Origin of the sequence: Natronococcus amylolyticus DSM 10524, assembly GCF_000337675.1 — an archaeon.
GTDB lineage: Archaea > Halobacteriota > Halobacteria > Halobacteriales > Natrialbaceae > Natronococcus > Natronococcus amylolyticus.
The window spans coordinates 302,860-328,615 of record NZ_AOIB01000031.1 but is presented as its reverse complement, the minus strand read 5'-3'; the positions used below and the strand labels follow the sequence as shown (position 1 = coordinate 328,615).

At 60.5% G+C, this 25,756-nt stretch carries 21 protein-coding genes and 1 pseudogene; 7 read left to right on the top strand and 15 right to left on the bottom strand.

All coding sequences use genetic code 11. The features are described from left to right. The coding region (locus C491_RS16880) for a DUF7344 domain-containing protein (RefSeq protein ID WP_241431354.1) at nucleotides 1-473 on the top strand (473 nt) is incomplete at its 5' end. A gap of 249 nt (nucleotides 474-722) precedes the next feature. Here C491_RS16880 and C491_RS16875 read toward each other — a convergent pair. From C491_RS16875 to C491_RS23840, 6 genes are all read right to left on the bottom strand, one after another. Beyond that, nucleotides 723-2,150: a hypothetical protein gene (locus C491_RS16875; protein WP_005558457.1), complete on the bottom strand. Its 1,428-nt coding sequence runs from the start codon at nucleotides 2,148-2,150 to the stop codon at nucleotides 723-725. 130 nt (nucleotides 2,151-2,280) lie between these two features. Next, nucleotides 2,281-2,919, bottom strand: a complete 639-nt coding sequence (locus C491_RS24410; protein WP_449289271.1) for a DUF7344 domain-containing protein — start codon at nucleotides 2,917-2,919, stop codon at nucleotides 2,281-2,283. 683 nt (nucleotides 2,920-3,602) lie between these two features. Next, nucleotides 3,603-4,055 (bottom strand): hypothetical protein, encoded by a 453-nt coding sequence (locus C491_RS23000; protein WP_005558453.1) that lies wholly within the window; start codon nucleotides 4,053-4,055, stop codon nucleotides 3,603-3,605. Nucleotides 4,056-5,586: 1,531 nt separating this feature from the next. Beyond that, a complete protein-coding gene (locus tag C491_RS16855) occupies nucleotides 5,587-6,237 on the bottom strand; it encodes a hypothetical protein (protein ID WP_005558449.1) in 651 nt (216 codons plus the stop codon). Nucleotides 6,238-6,521: 284 nt separating this feature from the next. After that, nucleotides 6,522-6,869 (bottom strand): hypothetical protein, encoded by a 348-nt coding sequence (locus C491_RS16850; protein ID WP_005558447.1) that lies wholly within the window; start codon nucleotides 6,867-6,869, stop codon nucleotides 6,522-6,524. 1,279 nt (nucleotides 6,870-8,148) lie between these two features. Beyond that, nucleotides 8,149-8,379, bottom strand: coding sequence for a hypothetical protein (locus C491_RS23840; RefSeq protein ID WP_005558445.1), 231 nt, complete (start codon nucleotides 8,377-8,379; stop codon nucleotides 8,149-8,151). A 72-nt stretch (nucleotides 8,380-8,451) separates the two neighbouring features. On the opposite strand from C491_RS23840, the gene C491_RS23835 reads away from it, so the two are divergent. Together C491_RS23835 and C491_RS16840 are read left to right on the top strand one after the other, a co-directional pair. Next, nucleotides 8,452-9,114 (top strand): sugar transferase, encoded by a 663-nt coding sequence (locus C491_RS23835; RefSeq protein ID WP_241431350.1) that lies wholly within the window; start codon nucleotides 8,452-8,454, stop codon nucleotides 9,112-9,114. A gap of 197 nt (nucleotides 9,115-9,311) precedes the next feature. Beyond that, nucleotides 9,312-10,406, top strand: coding sequence for a glycosyltransferase family 4 protein (locus tag C491_RS16840; RefSeq protein ID WP_005558441.1), 1,095 nt, complete (start codon nucleotides 9,312-9,314; stop codon nucleotides 10,404-10,406). Nucleotides 10,407-10,523: 117 nt separating this feature from the next. On the opposite strand, the gene C491_RS16835 is transcribed toward C491_RS16840, so the two are convergent. From C491_RS16835 to C491_RS16825, 3 genes are read right to left on the bottom strand one after another with little or no spacing between them, the layout of a single operon-like run. After that, nucleotides 10,524-11,291 (bottom strand): AAA family ATPase, encoded by a 768-nt coding sequence (locus tag C491_RS16835; protein WP_083909374.1) that lies wholly within the window; start codon nucleotides 11,289-11,291, stop codon nucleotides 10,524-10,526. Continuing rightward, a complete protein-coding gene (locus tag C491_RS16830; protein WP_005558436.1) occupies nucleotides 11,288-12,391 on the bottom strand; it encodes a glycosyltransferase in 1,104 nt (367 codons plus the stop codon). Before C491_RS16830 ends, C491_RS16835 begins: the two co-directional genes overlap by 4 nt. 51 nt (nucleotides 12,392-12,442) lie before the next feature. Further along, on the bottom strand, nucleotides 12,443-13,408 hold the full coding sequence (locus C491_RS16825) for a glycosyltransferase family 2 protein (RefSeq protein WP_049892195.1): 966 nt from the start codon (nucleotides 13,406-13,408) through the stop codon (nucleotides 12,443-12,445). Nucleotides 13,409-13,578: 170 nt separating this feature from the next. Between C491_RS16825 and C491_RS16820 the strand changes: the two genes are divergently transcribed. Beyond that, complete coding sequence (locus tag C491_RS16820; protein WP_005558432.1) at nucleotides 13,579-14,250, top strand: hypothetical protein; 672 nt, start codon at nucleotides 13,579-13,581, stop codon at nucleotides 14,248-14,250. A 62-nt stretch (nucleotides 14,251-14,312) separates the two neighbouring features. Here the strand turns inward: C491_RS16820 and C491_RS16815 are convergent, their stop codons facing one another. The 5 genes and pseudogenes from C491_RS16815 to glmS all read right to left on the bottom strand — a co-directional run bounded on the left by C491_RS16815 (nucleotide 14,313) and on the right by glmS (nucleotide 21,833). Beyond that, nucleotides 14,313-15,776, bottom strand: a complete 1,464-nt coding sequence (locus tag C491_RS16815; RefSeq protein WP_005558429.1) for a flippase — start codon at nucleotides 15,774-15,776, stop codon at nucleotides 14,313-14,315. A 24-nt stretch (nucleotides 15,777-15,800) separates the two neighbouring features. After that, nucleotides 15,801-17,051 carry a hypothetical protein gene (locus C491_RS16810; RefSeq protein ID WP_005558427.1) on the bottom strand — a complete coding sequence of 417 codons (1,251 nt, stop codon included), beginning with the start codon at nucleotides 17,049-17,051 and terminating at the stop codon, nucleotides 15,801-15,803. 801 nt (nucleotides 17,052-17,852) lie between these two features. Continuing rightward, nucleotides 17,853-18,101 carry a hypothetical protein gene (locus C491_RS16805; protein ID WP_005558426.1) on the bottom strand — a complete coding sequence of 83 codons (249 nt, stop codon included), beginning with the start codon at nucleotides 18,099-18,101 and terminating at the stop codon, nucleotides 17,853-17,855. 562 nt (nucleotides 18,102-18,663) lie between these two features. Further along, nucleotides 18,664-19,743: a mechanosensitive ion channel family protein gene (locus C491_RS16800; protein WP_241431349.1), complete on the bottom strand. Its 1,080-nt coding sequence runs from the start codon at nucleotides 19,741-19,743 to the stop codon at nucleotides 18,664-18,666. Between the two features lie 210 nt (nucleotides 19,744-19,953). Further along, nucleotides 19,954-21,833, bottom strand: a pseudogene (gene glmS / locus C491_RS16795) (glutamine--fructose-6-phosphate transaminase (isomerizing)). Between the two features lie 542 nt (nucleotides 21,834-22,375). Between glmS and C491_RS16790 the strand changes: the two are divergent. Next, nucleotides 22,376-22,741, top strand: coding sequence for a hypothetical protein (locus C491_RS16790; protein ID WP_241431348.1), 366 nt, complete (start codon nucleotides 22,376-22,378; stop codon nucleotides 22,739-22,741). A 636-nt stretch (nucleotides 22,742-23,377) separates the two neighbouring features. On the opposite strand, the gene C491_RS16785 is transcribed toward C491_RS16790, so the two are convergent. After that, nucleotides 23,378-23,602, bottom strand: coding sequence for a hypothetical protein (locus C491_RS16785; protein ID WP_005558420.1), 225 nt, complete (start codon nucleotides 23,600-23,602; stop codon nucleotides 23,378-23,380). Between the two features lie 307 nt (nucleotides 23,603-23,909). On the opposite strand from C491_RS16785, the gene C491_RS16780 reads away from it, so the two are divergent. Then, complete coding sequence (locus C491_RS16780; protein WP_005558418.1) at nucleotides 23,910-25,079, top strand: mechanosensitive ion channel family protein; 1,170 nt, start codon at nucleotides 23,910-23,912, stop codon at nucleotides 25,077-25,079. Between the two features lie 129 nt (nucleotides 25,080-25,208). Next, nucleotides 25,209-25,661: a hypothetical protein gene (locus C491_RS16775; RefSeq protein WP_005558417.1), complete on the top strand. Its 453-nt coding sequence runs from the start codon at nucleotides 25,209-25,211 to the stop codon at nucleotides 25,659-25,661. Nucleotides 25,662-25,756: the final 95 nt, after the last annotated feature.

Genomic DNA, 25,756 nt, shown 5'->3' with positions numbered 1-25,756 from the left:
ACAACGACCGTTACGGTCGGTTGACCAATCAAGCTCACGGCGCGTATCCCACGACTGAAGTCGTGGGTTTTGCGCCTGCTTCACACTATAAGCTCGGTTTCGCACGTGCAGGCCTGCGAGCTATTCCCTTCCGAGCGCCATGGTATCTTATGTCAGATGAGGCTTCCAGAGCCTTATTGAAGGCTCTCCGGCGGCAGGTGTTGAGCACTCTCCTTGAGCACGAGGACGGCATCGGTTTCGACAGTCTCGCCGATGAGAACCAGACAGTTGCTAGTCAGTGGGAACAAAACCGAATCCTACTGTATCACAACCACCTTCCCAAACTGGATGATCTGGGGTACATCCACTGGAATCCGGAGACACAGATGATAGAACGAGGCGAACGGTTCGATGAGATCCAGGCAGTGCTTGATACACCCGATATTGATGACAACGACAGGTTCTCTTCCCCGACTAGCCTCATGGTTCTGTAAGGTTGGTGTCCAAGCAGTCTCGCGTCGCCCTTTGGCTAGAGGAAGTGGTAGTATCGAACCGCCAGTCACGGCTCGTGGGTATTTTTACCGGGACGTGTGTCGCGGTGTGGTGGGCCGACTCGAGACCGGCTCTCCTGGGGAGTGGATACGGCCGTCAAACTTACCGCGAAATACACTGCTCAACGTAGTCGACGGGATGGCTTGGAATCCGATGAGGGAGCCACCATCAGTCGTACCGGTCAGATCGCTCTAATCGGATACGTCACTGCGGTGGGCGATGCTGAGCGAAATCCGGTAATCAGCTGCCTCATCGCATCCGTATGCTTCAAGATGGCCACTTGAAGCCTCACCAGGCGCCAAAAACACCATATCATCCATATTACTAATCACTCGGCCGTTTTCATCCAGCAGTTCCCCTGCGTAATGAAGATTCATCTCTTGGGAGTCGGACACATTTTCAAGCGAATAGTTGATCAGACAATCGTCTTGTACATCGGAATCGGCCCACTCTATCCCGTGGTCGGTAACCTCAAGCACCTCTTCGTCCTCTGCATCGGTGTACTGAATCTGTCCCTCCATGTCTTCGGGCGGGACTCCATTACCAGTGTCTTCAACGGAGTCGTCTTCCTCGCTCTCCTCGTCGCCGCCGTCTTCATCCGAGTCCGTGTCTCCTTCCTCGCCCTCATCGGAGTCATCCGCTCCGTCCCCTTCCGTGTCCTCATCACTGCCGTCCCCACTCTCGTCACTATCCTCTTCGTCGTCTGTCGCTTCAGAGTCCTCGCCTTCTTCGTCCTGCTCTTCCGACTCGGTCTCCTCTCCCTCGTCTGACTCTTCCTCATCTTGGGTCTCCTCTCCCTCGTCTGATTCCTCCCCGTCTTGGGACTCCTCTTCCTCGTCCGTCTCTTCAGAGTCCTCGTCTCCTTCGTCCTGCTCTTCTGGTTCGGAGGCCTCTTCGGACTCCTCGTCTTGGTCCTCTGACTCGGTCTCCTCTTCCGATTCCGCTTGGTCCTCCTCTCCGTCGTCTGTTTCTTCAGAGTCCTCGTCTCCTTCGTCCTGCTCTTCTGGTTCGGATGCCTCTTCGGACTCTTCGTCTTGGGCCTCCTCTCCGTCGCCTGTTTCTTCAGGGTCCTCGTCTTCTTCGTCCTGCTCTTCTGGTTCGGACGCCTCTTCGGACTCTTCGTTTTGGTCCGCTGGCTCCTCCTCGGACTCTTCGGTTGGGTCCTCCGTTTCCGACTCCTCGTCTTCTGTCTCATCGGACTCTTCGTCTTGGTCTTCTGATCCAGCGTCCTCATCGTCTTCGTTCTCAGACCCGTCAGGTTGTTCCTCAGAGTCTTCACCCTCCTCTTCGGAAGCGGGCTCCTCATCGTCTTCTTCTGTCTCGTCTCCTTCCTCGGGCCCATCTTCTTCGGGTTCGTCTTCTTCTGCCTCCGGGGGTTGTTCTTCGTCCTCTCCTGGTTCCTCGAGTTCCTCATCTTCAGTTTCAGATCCGTCATCTGACTCTTCGTCGTCTTCCTCATCACTCTCGAGTTCCCCTCCAGAATCGTCGGTAGATCCGTTGTCTTCGTCATCGTCTGTACCCTCACTCTCCGACTCATCGTCAGCAGGTGATTGAGAGCACCCGGCAAGAGTTGCAGAAACCACAACACCAGACCCAGTTAGAATAGTTCGTCTGTGCATAAGTCATGTCTAGTGTACTGTCCGATAGTCCTAATCCCAAAGCATATTGGGAAATACTTGTGCGATTGATGCCACTTTGAACATAAACTCTAAGATACATTCAAGCAATTTCACACTTAAATAGAGAGCACTATGTTAGTAACGGCTGATCACTGGTCCGATCATACCCCCGCCAGCAGATTTGGTTGATTTTTACACCCCCTGGAGACAGACAGCGAACGCCCAACGAACGTCGTTGTCCTTTCACGTACCGGAGCGTTCCTATAGATCCGCTGTGCAAAACTCTCTGAACTCCCCTCATGGCTCGGTACGATCGAGCACTCACTCGAGTATGAGGTCCACGGAAGCTCTGCTTTGGCCCGGCAGAGTTCCGTTCAGAGCACACGAACTGTACTCTCTTGGCGACCCACCGCAAATCCCGAGCGCCGTCTCGAAGCGCCGCCTCCGGATCGAGCCGCGTTGACCGTGTTCGCGTCGAGTCGGGCAGCGACGACTCGAGGGCGGCGGCCTTCTGCCGGACGACCGCACCGCTCGCGCGGTCGGCCGCGAGCACGCCCCGATCAGCCAGCCGCGGGAGATGGTTGTGGATCAGTTGGAACTCGGCACGCTCGTGCTCGCGCTCGAGATTGGCGGTGTGAGTACGCCGGCGAGCGGCGAGCCGGTCGGTCAGGCTGCCCACCGTGGAGTGGCCACCGGCCCCGAGCAGCTTCGTGACGATCTGTCGGCGATCCGTGTCAGCCAGGCTGGCGAACGCGTTGTGGCTGTCCATCCCCGCTGTCGGCCCAACACGGACAAAAGGGCCCCTCCAACCCACGTGGGGACCGTCACGGACACACCGCAGCTCGCGGCCGGAACCCATCACTCCACCCGCGCAATCAGCCGTACCGAGTCGGCTTGAGCGGGCCCGTGCCGGTGACCAGGCTCCCGTCGGATAAGGTAGCGTCGACGAGCTCCCCAACCCCGGTCGCCTCCCAGCGCCACTCTCTCGCCTGAAGCACACCGACTTTCGCAGTGACTCACCATCTCGGCGAGAAACCGTGAAATTTAAACGACTAGGCCTGAAAGATACAGGCGGCGTGCGATGGACCGATCCACTGCGCGCTTCCTTCCCTCATCCCATCGCTGCAATACTGAGCGAGAGTGTCGACGACCGATACCACTGTGTTCGACCCGCGACGCCTCGGTCGATCAGCCGCTGCGTGGTGTCTCGGCCCGTCCGCAAGTGAGCGCGAAGAGTCACTACAGAGAGCGAGCACACTCGCCAGCCACTCCTTCGGTCCGCCGTCTGTTCGTCGGGATGACTCATCCTCTGGTAATCCTGCCCTGCAGTGGTCGCTCTGGATGGACCGACTCCCGTCTCGACTCGAGAAGCTCCCTGGTTACCACGTCAGAAATCTGCAGCCGCGTAGCCCCCCTAACACGGCGGCCGTGAATTGAGAGGGGCTCTAGTGGTTATTCGTCCTCGTCGTCGAAGGCGTCGTCGTTCTCGTCGAGGGCTTCGTCCTCGACGTCATCCTCGTCGTCTTCGAGGTCATCGTCGCCGTTCTCGTCGAGGTCGTCGTCCTCCTCAAGGCCGTCCTCTTCGTCGTCGTCCATGGCGTCGTCGTCCTCTTCGAGGTCGTCCTCGTCGTCATCCATGGCATCGTCCTCGTCGTCATCTTCGAGGTCGTCGTCATCGTCGTCTTCGAGATCGTCCTCGTCCTCGAGGTCGTCGTCATCGTCGTCTTCGAGATCGTCCTCGTCCTCGAGGTCGTCATCGCCGTTCTCGTCGAGACCGTTCTCTTCGGGATCGTCCTCCAGGTCCTCCTCTTCTTCCTCCTCATCGCCACACCCGGCCAGGGCGACCGCAGCACCGGTACCAGCGATCGTTACGAACCGTCGTCGATTTAACGAGTTCTCTGACATATTCCAATCGGAGAAATACTGAGATGATATATATAGATGTACGTCTGACGGACCGACCAGTGCCTTTATGTATGGCAGACAGATTCCTGGTCGTGAGCGTTCACCCGAGCGGCTCTCGGGTGGCCGGCTGCTGCTGGGGAATACCCAGAGAGGGCGCCCACAACGAACACCTCCCTCGCCGGTCGGAGCAGCGATGAACCCGCGTCCCTTGCGGCGCTTACCGGGTTTCGCCGACGAGACGGGACCTGATGCGTCGACTCCACCCGGTTTGGGCGGCCTATGGCTGCCTCATACGTCCAGGACCGAGTCCAGGCTCCGACTGGCGTATCCGGGGACGTCAGTCGGTCTCGCTGCCGAGGGATCGAGTCCGGGCGGGGGCCGCCGCCGCATAGAGTCGCGTTCCCAGCGCTCTGACCGGCGGTGTCGCCATCGCGACCGCCAGTGGGGCACAGAGCCGAAACTGGCTCAACAGCTGGCGGCCCGCCTCGTAGCCACGGTAGCCCGTCCCGTCCCGGATGAGCACCAGTCCCGCCGCACGGTCGGTCAGCGCCGGCGGCGCATCCGACTGCGGGACGAACTCCACCGAGTCGGTGACGTCGAGATGAGCCAGGACAGCGAGCGTTCGCACACAGCCCGACCAGTGGTCGTCGTAGCCGACCCGAACCGANATCCCAGGCGGCAAACAGCGAGAGGACGAGGAGCATGTCGATGAAGTACAGCCCCAGCGTGAGGATCACCGAGACGTGAAAGCCGAGTATCCCGAGGATCGGAAGCGTCACCGAAACCCCGAGCACGACGGCAGCGAACAGCGAGATCTGGACCAGCGCGGTCCCGACGAACCCGACCCAGGCGAGCCACTCGTGTTCGACGAGCGGGGCGCCGAGCGCTCGGTCGATGCCGGTCAGTTCGCCATAAAAGAGGATGTCCCGCTGGAGTTCGGCACCCGAGAGCCAGATCTCGAGCGGGCCGTTCAGCGCCTTCCCCCAGGCCGACCCGACGTAGATGATCGCGACTGCGAGTAGCCCCCACTTGAGTGCACGCAGCCGGTAGACCCGGTCGGCTCCGTCGGTTAGGACGGCGTTCAGCTCCGCGAGCGAGCGCTCGTCCGTCCGGCGAAAGCCGTCGACTGACAGCGGGTCGTCCTCGGCGAACAATGCAAAGAGAAGAAGCAGATACGCACAGACGAACAGCGACTCGACAGTCCCCGCAAGGTAGATCGTTGCTTTGACCGACAGCATATGCATCACCAACAGCGCTGCGAGGCCACCGGTCCAGCGGGTCCGATAGCCGACGATAAACAGCACCAACAGGGCGGCGACGACCCACTGCTGGTAGGGCAACAGCGCGAAGAAAAGATCCTGGTGGAGGAAGCCAATCGTCTCGTCGACGTGGAAGTCCGGCCACTCGCCGTAGGCCGCCCACTCGAGCGAGAGCACGCGCCAGATGACGTACATCCCGAGCAGGACGCGGACGACGGCGAGGTTCAGCGGTGACCCGCGTGCGTCGTCGGCGACGTAGTTGACGAACGCGCTCATCGGCTCTCCTCGTGTTCGGTAACCGTGCCGTCGGTCGGATCGATCGTCACCCGAGGCCGCTCCTCGGTCGAGTCGATCGCCGTGTTGTCGTCGCTGTAAACCACCGTGTGCTCGTAGATCCGGATCGCCTCGAACGCCTCGTACTCCTCGAGTTCGGCGGCGGTCCAGGCCCGGTCGTCGACGTACCGCGGCGGCTGGAGCCGGTCGGTCACCGACCGCTCGCCGGCCTCAACCGTCTGGCGGTATTCCCTGGCGTTTTCGAGGTAGAACTCGCTCATCTCGAGGCGCTGGTCATCGGTGTACTCGTCGGCCAGTTGCCCGCCGACCGTCGACGTTCGCGTCCCCGTCACCGGCGGCGTCGCACGGTCGTCGACCCGGAGCTCCTCGCCCGACGCGTCGACCATCCGGATCTCGTAGTAGGTTTCTTCCTCCTCGGACGGCTGGGCGAACTTATGCATATCGACGACCGGCAACAGCGGCATGCCCACCAGCGTGACCGCCAGCAGCGTCGTAAAAAAGCCTGCAAGCCAGACCTCTCGAGCGTATCGACGGCGAGCGACCGCCAGAATCCCGAGCGTGCCCAGAAAGAACAGTACGTACACCACCGGAAAGAGGAGTCGCGTTCCCTCGGAGAGGACAGCTACCAAGGCGTCGTCACTCCCTTATATTTTCATAACTCATCATATATACTTTTGGGCTGCTAACTTCGAGGTATGAATAATCCGTCCTGCATTAGAAAAGAAGCCCGTTTCGAACGCTGCCAATCGGCGGGAAAACGGAGGGTAGAAGCTCTGTGAACGGCAGATACGTCGGAGACGTGTCGGTTTTCTGCTCTCGATGGCGGTCCAACCAACGGAGGTGCCGGCAAGAAGCAGTGGAGAGATGGGGTTGATCTATTATCGGATCTGGGTCAGTAACCGCGTAATCGAGCTTACTCGGTTCCCAGAAACGCTTTCCACTGGTCAAGCTCCTCCTCCGAGAACGTCCCTTGCTCGTTCATTTCGAGCAGGAAGGGCTCCATCTCCTCGTACGTGATCTCCGCAAAGAGCTTCTCTTTGTCCAGTTGCCCGGTTTTGATGTACTCAGCTTCGGCTTTCGAGACAATCCCCTTCATTCGAAGAACTGCAGTCAGGCGATTGATCTGCGCTGCCGCCTCGGTCGCCTCCTGTCGTTGGTCGAGATAGTCCATCGTCTCTCCAAACCGGTCGGAGGAGTCGCCGTCGTCCTCCAGGATTTCGACGCCAGTGTCGTCGCCTCGAGACTCGCTCTCGTTGGCCATACCCTGGGTTTCGCGTACACCTTGAAAAATCTTCGTTAGCTGAATTAAGGGCGGTAAGCCCCTTCCTCAGCGGGCGGAGCGAGCAGGGAGAGAATACACCGCCCGCACGATATTCATATATTCTATCTAATGTCTTTGCCACCTATGCGATCAAAGAGGGCAGTACGATGCTCACCACACCCCTATCTTTACGCAGCGAGAGAATCCCGCCGTTTACGGCGGGCGAGGATGTCACTGTTGTCCAAACGTGGTTCGAAACGGCTACGCCGTTTCGTCATCACGAAAGACGTCCGATCTTTCGAACGAGAACAAGCATGCAACGGCGGTTGTGGTCGAGTGTCCATTCGGTAGAAGTGGGACACTCCGAACCACCCCAGAGCGAAGTCGACTGCGGAGTCTGGAACCATCCGCAGAACCTTCGATTCTGCCGGGCCGCACGAGAGCAAAGCTCTCGTGGATGCTGTGGGACTTGCTCCTGCACGTTCTGACACAGAACCAGGAACCCCAACCCTCAACAACCGAGAGCTGGGTAAGCCCGGGCGCGGTAGGTGGGGTAGTTCACTGGCTCCTCGATACTGCTGGGACTGTCCTCCGAACTGCTTCGCTCCTCCTCGGAAATGCCACGCTCTTGGGCGAGAGTACAGAACCGGTCGGTGCCGTTGTTTCGGATCGAGACGGTAGAACGGAAAATCCTAAGGAGAGTACCGACCAACGCCGTTCGATTCGATTTCAAGATCCATTCCAACAAGCTTTAATTGAATACTCTATGATATCATTATACTAAATGCTGCGTGATTGTGATTACCGGCGTACCGCAGCCCTCGGGACGGTGGTGATTGCGGTTATTACAGGGTTTGTAGCGTCCGTTCTTACGATACCGGGGCCGGTCACGGAACAGGTCGTTCCCCCGGTTGCGTTCATCGGTGGTTCTGTTGGCGTTGCGCTCATCCCGCTGTATACCTCCCAACCCCGGTCGACGCCAGCAGTGCTCAGACAGACCGGCCAACAGGTCGGACTCGCCTGTCTCGTGCTCATCGGCTTTGCAGCCGTGGGCGTCCCCGGTGTACCGCCAGTGACGACGACCCTTGCAACTGGTGGCCTCCTCGTTGTCGCCCTACCGGCCTGGTATCGTGTCTGTCGGCGTCGGACTCGATCCCATCGTATCCTTGTCGTCGGCGACGAGCCGCGGTTGCTCAAGTCGGCGACTCGATCGGTGCCGACGACACCGGTCGGGTTTCTCTCGCCGGTATTGTCCGACCGACCAATCGAAATAACGTTTTCAGCCCAGTCGGAGTCTCCGTCGCCGACCGACGACGAGTCGGCCGTCGTAACCGACGGAGGAAGGCTCGATGTCGATCGGGAAGTCCCGGACCGCCGTATCGAGCGCCTCGGTGATCCCGCCCAGCTGAAGCGCGTCCTCCGGACCCATGACGTCGATACCGTCGCGCTCGCGTTCTCGGTGGCCGACCGCGAAACGTGTTTCAGCGCGCTCCGTACGTGTCGTGACCATGGTGTGGAGGTCCTTGCTCACGAATCACTGTCAACGCGAGTCCGCAGTGACGAGCGAGTCGGCGACTCACTGGTGCGCGTCGATCTTGCGCCATGGCCGTGGCACAGCCGGGCGATCAAGCGGGTGTTCGACGTCACGTTCGCAGCGGCTGGCCTCGTTGTACTGTCACCGCTGATCCTGGGTATCGCGGTGGCGATCAAACTCGATTCTCCGGGGCCAATCCTGTACAAACAGACCCGAACGTCTCTGTTTGGCGAGACGTTCTCGCTCGTGAAGTTTCGGAGCATGGATCCGAACGCGGAAGCCGACGGTGTTCAGCTGAGCCGAGAGGACGCCGGCGAGACAGACCCTCGGGTAACGAAGGTCGGCCACTGGCTTCGGAAAACTCACCTCGACGAGATTCCACAGCTGTTCTCGATTCTTTCCGGTGCAATGAGCGTCGTCGGCCCGCGGCCTGAGCGGCCCGCGATCGATCGCGAGCTCATGGCCGATGGCCTCGAGTGGCCGAAACGCTGGTTCGTCAAACCGGGGCTGACCGGACTCGCCCAGATCAACGACGTCACCGGGTTCGAACCCGAGACGAAACTCGAGTACGACCTCGAGTACGTGCGACGGCGGTCACTCTGGTTCGATATCAAACTCGTCTGCCTGCAGCTCTGGCTGGTCGTCACGGATCTCATACCACTTACGCTACAGCTCCGGCGTACTAACGAGGACCCCGAGCGGCACCGATGATGGCACAGCGAGTCGACCTACCCGACGGCCAACACTCGATCACCGCCCCTGCCCGTACAATCACTAATAGAGAGTCGATGATTTTTTCACAGGTCAGATGAATTTAAGACCTAGTCCAGTTCCGACGCCTACCGCTGACCGATAGAGCAAGTGAGACCGGATCAATGACAGACGAGCCATCCACGACAGACCAGCAGATGCGAATTCTTCGGGTCGCACAGACCACATACCCGGATGTGAAAGGCGGCGGTGCCTACCACGTCCACGCGCTGAGTCGCGACCAAGCAGCGATGGGACACGACGTCACGGTACTGACGATCCGCCGCGACCCCGATATGCCACACGTCGAAGAGCGCGATGGATACACCGTCGTCCGGTACGACCCGTCAGTAACGCTGCTCGGGAACGAGATCTCAGCCGGTGTCGCTCGGTATCTGAAAAACGCTGCCGGGTTCGACGTCGTCCATGCCCACTCGCATCTGTACTTTTCGACGAACCTGGCGGCACTGAAACGGTGGCTCGGAGACGTTCCACTCGCCATTACTAATCACGGCCTCTACTCCCAGACCGCCCCGGAACGAGTGTTCGAGTGGTATCTGAAGACGATCGGGCGGTGGACGTTCAACCAGGCGGACACCGTCTTCTGCTATACGGACGTCGATAAACGACGGCTCCGCGAGTTCGGCGTCCAGACGGAGATCACGGTCGCCGCGAACGGCATCGACACCGAGCGCTTTACCCCGGAGGGGCCGACGAGCGAACTGATCGATGCGGATGGGCCGGTAGTGTTGTTCGTCGGCCGACTGGTCGAGGGCAAACGGCCACAGGACGTCCTCGATGCCGTTACGGCCGTTCGTGAGGACTACCCCGAGCTGAGGGTGTACTTCTGTGGCGAGGGGCCGTTGCGCGACGAACTCGAGCGGCAGGCGAGCGAGACGGTCGGCGACAGCGTTGCCTTTCTCGGTCACGTCCCGTACGACGAGATGCCCCGGATCTATCGCTCGGCGGACGTGCTCGTCCTACCGAGTCGCGCCGAAGGCGTCCCACGAACGGTCCTCGAAGCGATGGCGTCCGGAACGCGCGTCGTCTGTTCGGACCTCGAGCAGGTCGCCTCGGTTGTCGGGGACGGTGGCGCCGTGGTGCCCGTCGGCGATGTCTCGGGGTTCGCTGCCGAAATCCGAACACAACTCTCACACCCACTGCGAGGGGATGGCGGCGTTACACCGAACTACGACTGGCGGACGACCGTTGCTGCTGTTACGGAGACACTCCAGCAACTCACCCAGTCCTGACACCCCCTGCGACAGCGGAGGCACCTTTCGTCGCTCGTGTTTCTGTCCCGCCGGATCAGGGTTGACACCTCCCGTCGGCCCCATCGAACGCAACTGTCGCTGCCGGGACACGATGAGTCAGGCCGAGGTGGTCGTCAGTGCCTCGTAGAGCTCGCCCGTGCTCCGTTCGAGATCCGCGCTCGTTTCGTTTCGAACACGAACGATGTCGATCGTCGGCTCGTCAGCGGCTGCAGCGACGATCGCCTTCTCGACCCTGGCTTTACACTCGAAGGCGTCGACGATCGTTCCATCCGCTTCGGTCGGCGAAACGCGGCTCTCATCGGTCGCCCGTGCCGCGAGCCGGTTACGCGCCGTCTCCGGTGTGATCTCGACGATGACGATGTGGGCGGATCCTGTCCGCGACAGGGCGTTTACGGCCCGTTCAGACAGCTCCATGAGACGATCGTGGTCAGCACGCAGTGCAACTGACCATACGGCCTGGCAGAGCCCCTGATCGAGGAGTCGGACGCCGTCACCCCGGTGGGCATCGACCACGCCCTGTACGAACAACCAGTTGAACAGCAGCTTTCCCGTCGTAGAGTGTGTCGGTTGGGCCGTCGCTGCAAGCAGCCGCCCGCTCGAAAGCGTCCGGTCCGGCCGACGGGCGGTCGTCGACACAGCGTACCTCATCTTTGCGAGATATCGTCGAATGCGCGTCCTGTCGTGGACCAGCGTGTAGGTCGGCTCGGCGACCGAGTACCCGTCGGCCGCGAGTCGTTGCCCGACGTGGTGGGCGATCGTTGACTTGCCAGCGCCCGGCACGCCGAAGAACTCCACGACCGTCCCCTTCGCACCCGTCGATGGTCTGCTGTTTCCCTCCCCATCCCGGGTGAGTTCCGGGCTCATGGTTTTGGGTGGCCGTCGGCGAGGTCTCTGTACAGTCTGCGGTACTCCGTGGCGGTCTTCTCGAGGGGAAACCGGGTCCGTGCCCGCTCGAACGCCCGATCGGCGAGGGCCGTTGCACGGTCGGTATCCTCAAGCAGGTCGTAAAGTTGTCCTGCAAACGCCTCGGGACGGCGCGGATTCGCGAAAACGCCGGCGTCGCCGACGACCTCGTGGAAGACGTCGATCTCACTGACCATGACGGGAACGCGACAGGCCATCGCCTCGACGACCGCCATACAGAATCCCTCCGAGAGCGACGGCTGCACGTAGAGATCGGTCGCCGCGAGCAGTTGATAGACCGCATCTCGATCGATAAACCCCGTGAACTCGACGGCATCACGAATCCCGAGTGATCGGGCGAGCGCTTCGAGGTCGCTGCGCAAGGGACCGTCCCCGACCAGCGTCAGCCGAATATCGTCATCGTTGGTGGCGATCGACGCAAACGCCCGGAGGAGCAACGACTGATTTTTCGTCTCGCTGAACCGACCAACGCACGTGAGACGCGTCCCAGCGATCTCGTAGGGGTTGTCCGGCGTGGCGATGGCCCGGTCGATCCGATCGACATCGATCCCGTTGTAGATCACATCAAGCCGGTCCCGAGTGAGAAGGCGTTCGGCCGAGTACAGCGAACGGAGTGTCTGCTCCGAGTTCGCGACGATCCGATCCGCTCTCGGAAGCGTTGGCAAGTTTACCAACACCTGCGGGAGCGAGTAGTGTTCCTTGTGGTTGGCGTGCTCGGTGTCAACGATCGCTTTTCCACGCGGCGTCAACAATCGCGCCAGCGAGCCAACGAAGTTGTGGTGCGTATGAAGGAGGTCGTACTCGCCGGTGGTCAACACCCGGCGCAGGCGTCGGATCGCGCCCGGATCGGCGCGCGAATCCGCCCCCAGCGGGATCAACCCGACGTTCGTGTCGGCGGCGAGAGCGGCCTCCGCAGGGGAGGAGTCATAGTACGAGACGACAGTGACGTCGATATCGCTGGCGAGTGCAATCCGCTCCGAGAGTTCGTATGAGAAGGTCGTATCTCGAATATGGCTTAGTACGGCAAAGACGCGGGTCATCCTATTTATTTCACTTTTGTTTCGTAGTGTAAAACTATCGTTATCGTGAGTTCAAATCGCGTTGTGCTTGAACTGTGCGGCAATCTCTTCCCCAGCGACCTGCTCGGTACCGAACAGCAGTCGCAGCGACCGTGTCAACGAGATTGCTGTGTCGGCGACGGCTGGATGCGTGTAAGCGAGCGCCAGCAGGGCCGCTCTGCGTTTCGTCGGTTCCGCGTCGAGGGCTCGTTTCAGGGACCCCCTGGCGGACCGCAACTCGCCGGTTCCCAAGTACGCCCGTCCCGCGCGTTCGTCTATCGACGCCTTCGCGGCGCCGAGGTACCCACGCTCGTGGATTAGCTTCTCGTGTTTTTTGAGCACCGCGGCGTAATCGCGCTCGATCGCCGCCGGCGAACTGGACATACTCTCGTGTGCGGTTCGAAAACAGAGATGGTCGGGGACGGCCGTGACATGCCACTCCTGACACAGCCTGAGATAGAGATCCCAGTCCTGTTTCGTGGGGAGTGTCTCGTCGAAGCCACCGACCTGATCGAGCGCCTCCTGTCGAACCAGAACACGAGACGGCGATCCGATGAGGTTCTTGCGGAGGATAGCATCCGAGAGATCCCCGCTTGGCGCACTCGATTCGACGTAAATCGGATCACCGTCTGGTGACACCGAGATGCAAAGACAGGTCGCGAGACCGCTCTCAGGCGCGGCCTCGAGCGCTACGACCTGGTCGGCAAGTTTCGTCTCTGCCCATCGATCATCGTCATCCAGAAATGCGATATACTCCCCATCGGCGGCCGCTATGCCGGTGTTTCTCGCGGCCGACAACCCTTTGTTCGTCTCGTGTTCGATACAGGTGACGGTTGCTGGAAACTCGCCAACGGTCTCGCTGGCGTACGAACTCGATGAGCCGTCATCGACGACGATCACTTCTAACTCATCATGTGTCTGATCGAGCGCTGTTCGGATCGCACCCGCGAGAAAAGACGGCCGGTTGTACGTCGGAATGACCACACTGACTGCTGTCATATCCAGGAAAGTCACGCTCACCGTCTTTAGCCTACCGTTTCGGGTGGCGGACTCGAACGTACAAGACGAGATCGGCACGAACCGGCAGATGTTTCTACCGATCAGCAGTTGTCAGCACATATGGAGCCACGAGGGAATGTCTGGAGTCGGCGACCGTCTCCTGGCCAGTTATGATCGACCGGGATCTCTTCCGACTGAACGCACGGGACACGATCTGTGAGCTGTTCACGCCAGGTTCGGTTTTTCCGCCCGTGACGATCTGCGACGTGTCGCCAACCGAAATCGAAAGCTACGTCGAGTACGACGTGTTCACCAAGTACGGCCACGCCGGCCACATCAGATCCGGCGAGTGGGATCTGCGCGCCGTCTCGCTCTCGTCGAGTCCCAAGTACCGGCTCATACGCGACTATCAGACGGGAGTAATCGATAGCAGTGAACTGACGTACCAGCGACTGCGGGCGGCCGGCTACCCCGAAAGCGAGGCAGCGTTCTACACCGAGTACGGCTACGGCACGTATCTCGATGAACTGTTCGACTCAGTGAAGCGAAACGGAATCGAGACCGATCACACGGGCGCTGGATCACAGACCCAACCGGTCGACAGATACGATCAGATTGCGGTCAATATTGGCCGTAACGGAGCGGTTATTTTCAATTCATGTGGATTCCACCGGCTCATAGCGGCTCAGATCCTGGCGGTAGAGACGATCCCCGTGCGACTAAACGTAATCCACGAGAACTGGTGGGATCGGGGCGAAGGGATCGAAGCACAGCTCACAAAGCATCCCTCACTCTCATACGTCGACCGGTTACGGCCTGCCTGGATCGACGTCATCTGCTAACCGAAACCGGCCGGTAACAACGACCCCCTCCCAGAGAGGCGACTGGGGTGCTGAGGACGGGCTCAGATCGGAGCCAGCGACTGTAGCTGTTGTTTCTCGATCAGGCCGACCGACACGGTCGCGACAAGCCAGACTAGACCGCCGAGGGCGACAACCGCGAACAGCGAGAGGAACCCGTCGATCACAGGCGCAAAGGGCAACACGGAAAGCACCATGACGCCGGTCACGGCAGTGATCTTCACACAGCGCGCGCCGATCGCCCACCAGTCGAGACGGAGTTCGAGATGCATGAGATACACGTTCAGTGCGACGTACACCGCGTAGGTTCCGGCCGTCGAAATCGCGGCTCCGGCGATCCCGACGGTCGGGATTAACAGTAGGTTCAGACCCAGATTGGCAACTGCCGTCACGCCTTTCGCGTATGCGCGGTGTTTTGCGCGGCCGAGATAGTCCAGCCCACCGCTCGTGATATAAGAGATCGCCTGAACGACGAGATAGATCGTCAGGAGCTGCAGGACGATCGTCCCGCCGGTGTACTCCGGCCCGAACAGGAGCCGCAGCGTCGGCTCCGCGACGATCACCAGTCCGACGGCAGCCGGCACGTAGAACAGAAGCGTGCTCGTGAGCGCCTCACCGTACAGCCGGGAGGCGGTCTCGAGATTGTCGCGGTGGAGTTGCTCGCTGTATCTGGGCGAGATGGCAAACCCGAGCGAGTTCGCTGGAACCTTCAGAAACGTCATGATCTGCTTTGCGACGACGTAGTAGCTCACTGCGAGTGGTGTCAGGAACGCCCCGATCAGCAGGATGTCGACGCGTTTCATGAGCGTACTGCTGTTCTCCGTGAGCGTGATCGGAAGCGCATACTCGATGAGTCGGCGGCGAAGCCCAGGCTCGATACGACCCCGCTCGGAGGTAGTGTAGAGATAGTAGACGGCACCAACCGTCAAAGCGGCCGCCACGAACGAACTGACCACGTAGCCGACCAGGGCTCCGACCGCCCCCAGTCCAGCCAGAACGAGCCCAATCGCGACAAGTGGGCGGACGACCGCTTCGACGAGGGCGATAGAGGCTGCCCATTCGATCTTTTTGAACCCTTGACAGATGCTTCGCCCCGAATTGAATACCCCGTGGGTGATGACGTAGAGTCCCCCAACCAGCAACAGCGGTTCGATCCCCGGTTCCCCCAGCAGGACTGCAATCTGTTCACGGGCGAGGATGAGTCCAACGGTGACGAGAGAAAGCGTCCCCACGAGGACAAGGCCAACGGTCTCGATGATGTGGGGGATCTGGCCGGACGTCGTCTCCTCGTGTTCGGTGATATAGCGGGCCGCAGACTTTCCGAGCCCAAGCTTGCCGACGACCGTGACGATAGCAAACAGCGAGATTGAGAGATACAGCAGACCGTATGCGTCCGGGGAGAGCAACCGTGCCAAGATCACGACGAGGAGTCCGTTGGAGAGATTTTTCAGGACCTGTGAGAGGAAGTCGGCTTTCAGTCCAGCAGCGATTTTTTCACTGAGTGTCATTTGGAGTTGTGTTCTGGGCGGCCGCTACTGTTTCAAGCCTGTACTGTTCGGTCTCCGCGAGTGAAGCGAGTCGGGGAACGAAACATCGCTGTCGGCACTGTACAGCAGTGAGACGCCGACAAACGTCGCCAGAAGCCACGACTCCGTCGATAGACCACCCAATGTGAAGGATTCTGTCAGCATCTGGAACATCAGTAGTACCAGCATCGAAAGGACGAACTCGTTCCACGGCGACCCGGTCCGTGCCTTGCGCCAGGCAACACCCACCGCGCCGAGAATTGCCAGGATGTAGACGCCGCCGACAAGATAGCCCAGGTTCAACACGATTGCGACGAACGAGTTGTGGGTTTGGAGTTCGTGGTCAAAACCAGCGCCGACGAGTGGAGTTTCGGCCGCATGCGCAAGCGCGACCTGCCAGAACTCGAGGCGCTCGCTGCCGCCTCGCTCAACGATGAGTGTCAGATACGAGAGTCCGACCTCCGTCAGCAAGAAGCCGACGGCCGCGACCGTGCTGAGTACCGCAAATCCGACGCCGAGAGCAGGCGCTCTGAGTACGAAGAGGGTGACCGTGGCCGCCAGAAACGCAGCTAACGCCATCGTCGCATCCGTAAGTACCAACCCCACAAAGACCACCACGAACGCCATCCCCCACGTCGGACGCCGTGTTTCGAGAACGCCCCAGAGAGCACTCAGACTCGCTACGGCGGTGACAAACCCGAGAGCGTTCGGATTGGCGTAGATCGAGGCGATCCGGTACCCGGGTAGCCCAAAGACGTTGTTCCCGGTCCAGGGAAAACTTGCACTGGTGGTGTGTTCCAGGATGAGAAGAACGATCCCGAGTACGGTGAGTGCTCCTACAGCACCGACAAACCCACGCAGGAACGACCGCGGGGCTTTGATGATAATGGGTGCGGCGAAGAAAAAGAGGGCGACGACTAGAGTCGGAGTGAGGACGATATACGGGACGATCGAAACGCTTCCGGTGAGAATGAACTGGAGTACCAGGCCGATCCAGTAAGCCACGAACAGCCCGAGTACGGGCGTGGCTGAGCGGGACACGCCCACCCGTCCGCGGCTCGTGATCGAAATAACCCCGAGATAGCAAATGGGGAGCACCATCCCCGCCGAGATGAGATAGCCAATCGTTGGCTCGAGCAACCAGGTCGTCGGTGCAAGCCCCGCAAACACGATTGCAACGCCGATGTAGACTGCAGATCGCTCCGCCGTACTCATGAGCGGTGGATCCGAACCGGTGTCGGTCTGCTGTGAGTCCATGAGCCGTGGAGAGTAGCGGCTTCCGGCCCGCTGTTGCCGGTTGCGGAGGTGACCGAGTGCTGCTTGTTGCAAGAAACCATGGCGATCACGACGCGTTAGCTGCTCCTTGCTTGGTCGGCCGCTCCTCAGCGGCGGTCGATAGCGAACGAACACGCCAGTCCCGGTGGGGCGCCTCGAGACGGCCGATACCGCCGTCTAGGTGGAGAACTTGCGGTCCGGCCCGGTCTGGATAAGGAGAGGACCACTCCTTCGTACCAACACGACTCATCGTTGTCATTGGGAACGGCAAAAAGACACCAGCGGCAAGGAGAGGGAAAACGGCTGGCTTCATTTACCGATAGCTGGCTATTCAGTTGCAAAAGGATTTTCATATCGCATCCATGTGCCACCGGCTACGCCACACAGCGGAGGCCCCGCTGACAGCTGCCGCGACACCCATCGGAACGGTCTTTCCGACGGTAGGAGTCAAAAGAAAGGCGCTTGCCCACGTCTCCGGTCGGTCGGGCAGCTACAAACCCCTTTCATTGTTTTTCTCGCCTATCACCCTATGGAGAGATGTCGAACAGTTACCGTACAGCAGACGTGTTCGTGTTGCTGAGTCGTCTGCACGGGTCTTGAACAGACCGCTATCGCCGACGAACACGATACTCTGTGTCCCATCGGCGACATCACTGCTATCGCTGACTGGCCCCGGACTCAGCTCTCTGCCACGTCGACTACAACCGGCGGTGTGAATCCTATGATTGCCAGCAGACGGTTCGTTCGGTCACAGAACAGCCCCACTGAATTGCTGACCCGTAACTAGGGGATCTCGTTTGCCCCCTCTCTTTCCGCAGTTTGGGAGGTGTCGGGAGAGCCCGTCGGCAGCTCGCGCCGTTTATACACGTAAGCAACGATAATTCCGAGCCCACCGAGTGGGACGAGGACCCCGAGTTCGTACCGCCCGGGGTGCTTGAGTTTGCGCTTTCTCGCATCGAAGTAGACCACCGCTGATGCCGGAATTTGCAGCAAGAAAACAGCAGCAAGAACGAGGTAGATGAGTGGGTCCATTGGCTGATAGCTGGCTACTCAAGTGTAAAAGGATGTTCATTTCGATAACTCACTGAGAGAGAACGTCTTGCAACACACCACACGCCCGAGTGACCTGCCGCAGCAGCCAGCAGTGATCGCGATCCAGTCGGTGCCGACAGAGCGGACGGCTCCACGCGCCGTCAGAAATATTAATCTCTGGCACGCTCCGGTTTCCACCGCCTTCGATCGCCTGGACTCGCCATCTATCAGCGTATCTCCGTTTCACAACAGAGTATCACTCCTACTGTAGGCTCTCGCAATTGCTTCAACCTACAAAAGGTGTATACTACCGATTTGAGATAAGACAATTTAGATATACTGCTCAAGTATTAATATACTAGAAATCAGAGAAAAAGGGTATGAACGAGGTGATCCCTCCGCAGTGTCCGGAATGCGGCTCGACGAATCTCGAACTCTCGCGTGTATCACCGAGTGAACACAGCCGAGGCGACGAGTGGGTTACGCATGCAGCATGCGAACACTGTGACCAGTACACGGAGTGGTTCGACTGACAGCCGCGGTCGAACATCGGCGGCCACCCTCACTCGGGTGGTGGGTTCTGTGAAGTAACTCTGTCCCCAGGTGAGGACTCCGACCGTCGGTTCGGCTCCCCTTCTTGCTCGAGAAAGGAGAGTTCGCGCTGTGGGAACGGGATCGCAATCCCTTCCGCTGCGAATCGGTCATAGATGCGCCGGTTGAGCTGATCGATCGCCCGCTTTTCAGTGAGCGGATGAGCAACGTATACCTGTACCTCGAACAGGAGTGCGGAATCACCGAACTCGGTAAACAGGACGCGTGGCCGTGGCGAGCCCCGAACCATCGGCGCCTCCTCACAGACCTCGTTGGCGATCCGCTCGACGGTCTCGTAGTCGGTCCCGTACGCCACAGAAAGGGGAACGTCGAGCCGGATGTGTCGCTGTGGTGCCGACTGGTTGACCACCTGGGTCGAGTTCAATACTGCGTTTGGGACGGTCACCATCGTGTTATCGGGAGTCAGCACGCTCGTCGACCGGATTCCGATATTCGTGACGGTGCCCCGCATGTCGTCTTCGAGTAAGACGACGTCGCCGGGATGATACGTGTGGTCGAACGAGAGCGAGATCCCGCCGATCAGGTTTCTGATGGCGTCCTGAGCGGCAAAGCCGATAACCACGCCGAGAACACCGGCAGAGGCCAGAAACGGCGTTACTTGGACGTTCCACACTCCAATGACGAACAGCACCCCGACGACAACGACCGTGATCGTCCAGAAGTTCTGGACAATCGGTGCGAACTCGTAGCGCTGTTCGCGCTCGTTTGCGACCTCGAGCCACTGTTCTCCGACCCGGATCGCAGCGCGCGCCCACACCACAGCCAGCGCCGTCAACACCAGGTTACTGAGGAGTGATCGCGACGTGATGAGGCCGAACGCCTGGAGTGCAAGGGAGACGCCGACAAACAGAACCGAGAGCGAAAGCGGCGTATAACTCTCCTTCGCGGTCACCCGCCACAGCGATGTGGACTCGTTGGTCGCCGACCGGCGAAGGTACCAGCGACCACCCCAGTGGACGAGCCGCGACAACAGATACGTCGTCAGCAGAATCAACGAGAGCACCAGCCACTCCCACTCGGGTAATACCACTGTGAGGACGTCGGGGCCGAGCGAGTCGAGCCACAGAGACCGTGAAGAGAGTGGACCGAGCATTCGAACCGTCTCACTGAGTGTGTCGACCAGTGGACTGTTGTTCACTCTATTTGTATATGAATTAACCGGAAAAGCTCATAGCGTTAGTCAGTTGGGTAGAGAGCAAACAGCGACGAGAGTACACGGCGCTGGCCGTCGCTGGTGTCCTTATTCGACGGTGACGCTCTTTGCGAGGTTCCGTGGTTTGTCGATCGAGCGCTCCAGGCGGTTCGCGATCCAGTACGACGCCAGCTGCAGCTGGATGTTGGCCAGAATCGGCGTCAGATGGGGATGCGTGGAGGGTACCTCGAGGACGTGGTCGGCCGAGTGACGAACCCGATCGGGGACGTCGGTGACCGCGATGACGGGGGCACCCCGGGCCTGGACCTCCCTGACGTTGCCCAGGGTCTTCTCCAGACGCGAGCCCGCGGTCAACAGTGCGAACACCGGCGTCCGTTCAGTGACCAGCGCCAACGGGCCGTGTTTGAGCTCGCCGGCAGCGAACCCCTCGGCGTGTTTGTACGTGATCTCCTTCATCTTCAGGGCGCCCTNGTGACCAGCGCCAACGGGCCGTGTTTGAGCTCGCCGGCAGCGAACCCCTCGGCGTGTTTGTACGTGATCTCCTTCATCTTCAGGGCGCCCTCGAGGGCGACCGGCGCGGTGTACTCCCGGCCGATGAAGAAGTAGGCGTCGGCGTCGACGTAGGCGTCGGCGATCGCCCGCGCCTGGGAATCGTCGAGGACGGTCTGGATCTGGGCGGGCAGCTCGGCCAGGGCATCAAGCAACGCCGGGTCAGGGGTATCGACCAGCGTGCTGGTAACGAGGGCCAACGCGACCTGCTGACTCGCGAACGTCTTCGTCGCCGCAACACCGATCTCGGGGCCGGCCCGGATGTAACAGACGTGATCACACTCGCGGGCGGCCGAACTCCCGACGGTATTGGTCAGTGCAAGCGTCACCGCGCCGGCGCTGTTCGCCTCCCGGAGCGCCCGCATCGTGTCGGCGGTCTCGCCGCTCTGGGTGACGCCGATGACGAGCGTCTCGCCGCCGACCGGGACGGTCTCTGCACGGTACTCGCTGGCGAGAAACGCCTGGGCCGGGACGTCGTGTTCGCGCAACAGTCGTGCTCCGTAGCGGGCGGCGTGATACGAGGTCCCGCAGGCGACGAGCTGGACCCGGCTGGGCGCCTCGAGATCGGCCAACTCCTCGAGGGTGAGGCGACCTGCGGCGGTGTCGACCCGGCCCCGCAGGCAGTTCCGGATCGCACGGGGCTGTTCGTGGATCTCCTTTTTCATGTAGTGGTCGTAGCCGCCCTTACCGGCGTCCTCGGGTTCCCAGGCGACCTCGTCGACCGTTGGCTCTACGACGGCTCCCGACGCGTCGGTGACGGTGACGCTGTCGGGCGTCAGGGTCGCGAACTCGCCGTCCTCGAGGTAGATCACGCGATCGGTGTACTCGATGAACGCGGGGACGTCACTCGCGAGGTAGTTCCCCTCGTCGCCGAGGCCGACGACCAGGGGCGACTCGTGGCGTGCCGCGTAGATGGTGTCGGTATCCTCGAACACCGCCGCGACGGCGTAACTCCCCTCGAGGCGGTCGACGACCTGACGAAACGCCGTCTGGCGGTCCGCGCCCGCGGCGAGACGCTCCTCGATCAGGTGGGGAATAACCTCGGTGTCGGTCTCGCTGGTGAAGGCGTGGCCACGCGCAGCGAGCTCGTCCCGAAGCGTCCGGTAGTTTTCGATGATCCCGTTGTGGACGACCGCGACGCGGCCCTTGCAGTCGGTGTGGGGATGGGCGTTCTCGTCGGAGGGCGGTCCGTGGGTGCTCCAGCGGGTGTGGCCGAGGCCGGCCACCCCGTCGAGTCCCTCCGCGGGGAGGGCCGACTCGAGCGTTGCGACGTCGCCCTCGCGTTTGGTGACGGCTATCGGGTCCGCCGCGAGGGCGACGCCCGCCGAGTCGTACCCCCGGTACTCCAACCCGTAGAGTCCCGTCAGGAGGACCTCACGCGTGTTTCCCTCCCCGGTGTAGCCGATGATCCCACACATTAGCTCTCCCTCTGTGAATTAATTGGCTTCCCACTCATGATAAGATGTAGGTCACAAATAGTCTGCACACTCGACATACTATTACTAACGGAAGTGTTCCTGTTTATTTGTTTTGGTCAGTACTGAGTGAAGTATTTTCGTCGGCAAAAGCGAGCGAACGGGAGTCGGGTGGAGCGTTGTGCCCCAGTGACGAAACAGGACCCCGATCGGATTCGGTCTCGTTGCGCTGACTCGTGGACGTTTCGGGCGCCAGCGGCTCCTCGGTTGGTCGCGAGCATCCTCCCCTGGAACTGTCGTTCTAATGTGTGGGCCAAGACTGTCTCAAGACTCGACAGCGTACTAGCTGGCGAGAATCAGTCGACGATAGCTCGCCCGTCGACTGACAACTGGTCGACGGTAGTCACCTCTTTTCAGACAAGTTTCAATAGCACCCAATCAAAACAACACGAGAGATGCGACGGCTCGTCTCTCGGCTGTTCTCTGGGCTGAGTAGATCGCGAACCGATGGAGCAACCGAGACGAAGTCGTCGCAGCAGACGAGCTTGGTCGAGGAGATCATCCGAGAGCAGTTCGGGTTTGCTCGGATCGAGGAACAGCCCTACACTCGTCCGACCCATGCGATCGCCGACGTCAAACAACTCAAGCGTGAAAGACGTCACGACGAAGCCGAGGAACTACTTCTGTGGTGTATCGATTTTGTGGAGGCGGAAGCGGAGGGGAAGGGGTACGACACGCCATCACACAGCTATTATCGGCATCTGGCGATCATCTATCGGAAGGATTTCCGATACGACGACGAAATCGAGCTTCTCGAGCGGTATCTACGAGTCTGTGAGAGCCTCGGCGGCGAGCCGTCGACAGTGATGCTCGAGCGCCTCGACCGAGCCCACGAACTGGCCGTTGACTAGATCGCTAACTGAAAACGGGCGGTAGGCCGTAGGAGGTGTTGGGTGGACCTGAGATGGTACCGCCGGACCCCATCCTGTGACTGTCCGCCGAACACCCGGTCGCGCCGCTCGATCCGGACGACGCCCGACAGCTGCCTGGGAGGCCCGTAGACGGGCCCCCTTCGAAACGGACCCCAATCGGAACGACCCGCCGTGATCGCGGGCTTCGATTCGGTGACGTTCGGGTGATTCAACGAGCGATCGCGAACCCAACTCAGGGACCACGGTAGGTATCGACGCCGTGGTCGCCGCGAGGGTCCCTTGGTGGACACTCGAGTCGTACGTCGGTGACGAACTCCTGTGTAACGATCTGCCAGCTCCCGTCCTGGCGCTTCTTTTGGGTGCGAAGCCATCTCTCACCCTTCTGTGGTTCAAAAACATATCGCTGACTACAGGTATCTTCGGGAGACCACTCGATAATAATTGTCTCGTTCATTCTACCTTCTCCTTCTATTGAGTCTATATCTCTGAGCACAGTTATTATTTTGGTTATTATTAGCTATAGAATTGGAATCTATAGAGTTAATTCTGCCACCAGTCATATGCAACTATTACTACTGGAGGATAAAATAAGTATTGGAAAGGAGGAGTCCCTGTCTAAGCTTCTCCCTCAGTCTGGTCCGTTCGTTCGCCGGTGGGCCCACCGTCGTCCTCGGTATCCGGTTCCCCCTCGGCACCGACGGGTGTGGCTGGGAACTCGGCGTTTGGTCTCTCGTCCGCCGACTCTGAACCGCCCCCCCAGAGGTACGCAGCTCCCATCCAGACCAGCCCGACGATCATAATCGCGATGCCGAGCGCTGCCAGTCGTGGTTGCTCGATCATGGCGGCTGGCAGGAATCGCAGTGGGGGTGGTCGTCGTCGCACAGGGTTCGCTTCGAAAGTGGGTGCAAGCTGTGGCTGCACTATCATCGAAGCGACATATAGCCGTTACTATCCGCGACGCGCGGCCGGCTCCTCGCCGCCGGACCACCCCGTAGCTCCCAGTCGTTTCACTGTCGGCTGTGGGTGGAACACGGGCCAGTCGGCGGTCGGCTCCCCACGCCCAGCGACACGGATCGTCGCCGGGAGCGCGCCATCCCAGTCACTTCGTTTCAGTAGATGTTTTGGGCTGTGACTGCTACCGCGGCCAATGAGCGACAGCGGTCAGACGATCGCCGACGAGACGGTCTCCTCCCTGCCGTTCGTCACGACCCAGGAACAGCTCCTCGGTCTGACGGTCGCGGTCCTCCTCGCGACGGGGCTCCTCCTGGCGGTACTCCCGCGTGGCATCCAGCGGCTGAAGGCGACACTCGAGAACGCAACTGAACGTGAATGGGGTGAGACGCTCGAGGGCTATCTCCCGGTCGGCCGGCTCACCCACGCGATCGTGCGGCTCAGCCAGCTGGCCGTCGTGGTCGGTGGCACCGTCGGCGTGCTTCACCTCTGGGGGTACGAATCACCCATCTGGTACACGATCGAGATCCTCACCGCCATGTGGCCGACCCTCTCGCGGATGGTCGCGAGCGGGGTCGTGCTGATCACGGCGTATTTCGGGGGGTTGGCGATCGCCTCGTGGATGGACTCGCTCTCGGCGAACACCTCCGGAATCGATCGCCACGATCGGGAGATCATCACGCGGGTCCTCCAGCTCACGCTGTTGCTCACGGCGGTGCTGTTCGTTCTCACCCTGTGGAACTTCGATATCTCGGGACTGCTCGTCGGCGCGGGCGTCATCGGAGTGATTCTCGGCTTCGCCGCACAGGAAACGCTCGGCTCGGTCATCGCGGGGTTTATCCTCATGTTCTCGCGGCCGTTCGAGATCGGTGACTGGATCGTCGTCGGCGACGACCGGGGGATCGTCACCGACATCACGATCGTCCACACCCGGATCCGGGGGCCAAACGGCGAACACGTCATCATCCCGAACGAGGTGGTCGGCAGCCAAACGATCCGCAACCGCAGCAACGAAAACCGGCTCCGGTTCGCCGTCGATGTCGGTGTCGACTACGACGCCGATCTCGAAACCGCCCGCGAGGTCGCACGGGAGGCGGTCGACTCGCTCGAGATCGTCGAGGAAACCCCGTTTCCGTCGGTCCGCATCGAGGAGTTAGACGACTCGTCGGTCGTCCTCCGAATCCGGTTCTGGGTCGATAGACCCAACACCGAAAAGATGTGGAAGGCCGAAGACGAGGTGCTCGAGGCGGTGAAAACGGCGCTCGAGGACGCCAGAATCAACATTCCGTACCCACACCTCCGCTCGGTCACGGACGCGAAACCGACGAGGGACAGGCAGCTGGTCTCCAGCTACGAACAGGATTGAGGCTACGGCTGTGGGGGCGATCACACCCCGCGTGACCACCGTTGGTTCGCCATACTATCTGCTAGGATATGATGATTAATTCGATTACTGGAAGAGGATTAATATATATCGACATTGAACGGGCGGTCAATGCCAGTTGACGTCGAGTCGGATCGGTGGGAACGGAGTACACGGGTCGATACGCTGGAGGTAGAACTCGAGCGGTTCCTCCGGGCGCGTTCGGGGCTGGCGTACACGCCTGCAGAGATCACGGAGTCACTCGTGGAGACGACGCCAGGGGTGTTTCCGGACGCGTTGCTCGCCGAGGACGCCACCACCGCATCGCGGATCGCGCTCGTGGCGTGTCGACTGGAAAAGCTCGCCTGGCACGAGCGTCTCAAAGTCCACTCCCTCGACGGGACGCTGTACTACACTGACTGCGAGGGCGGGCAGTTCCCGGTCGCCGACCTCGAGCGCAAGATACCCGAACGGTTCATCGGGGTCGAACAACGAATCGAGGAACTCGATGCCGAGGTGGACCGGCTCCGCCACGCGTTACAGGCACCCGATGAAGAGCATCCTGACAACGCGGACCTCCAGTAGCGACTGGCTCTCTCCACCCGTCTGGCCATCGGGGTGACCGACTGCTCGAGCGCTGTCGTACACACGACCGGATACCCGACTCTCCTGTGGTCGCT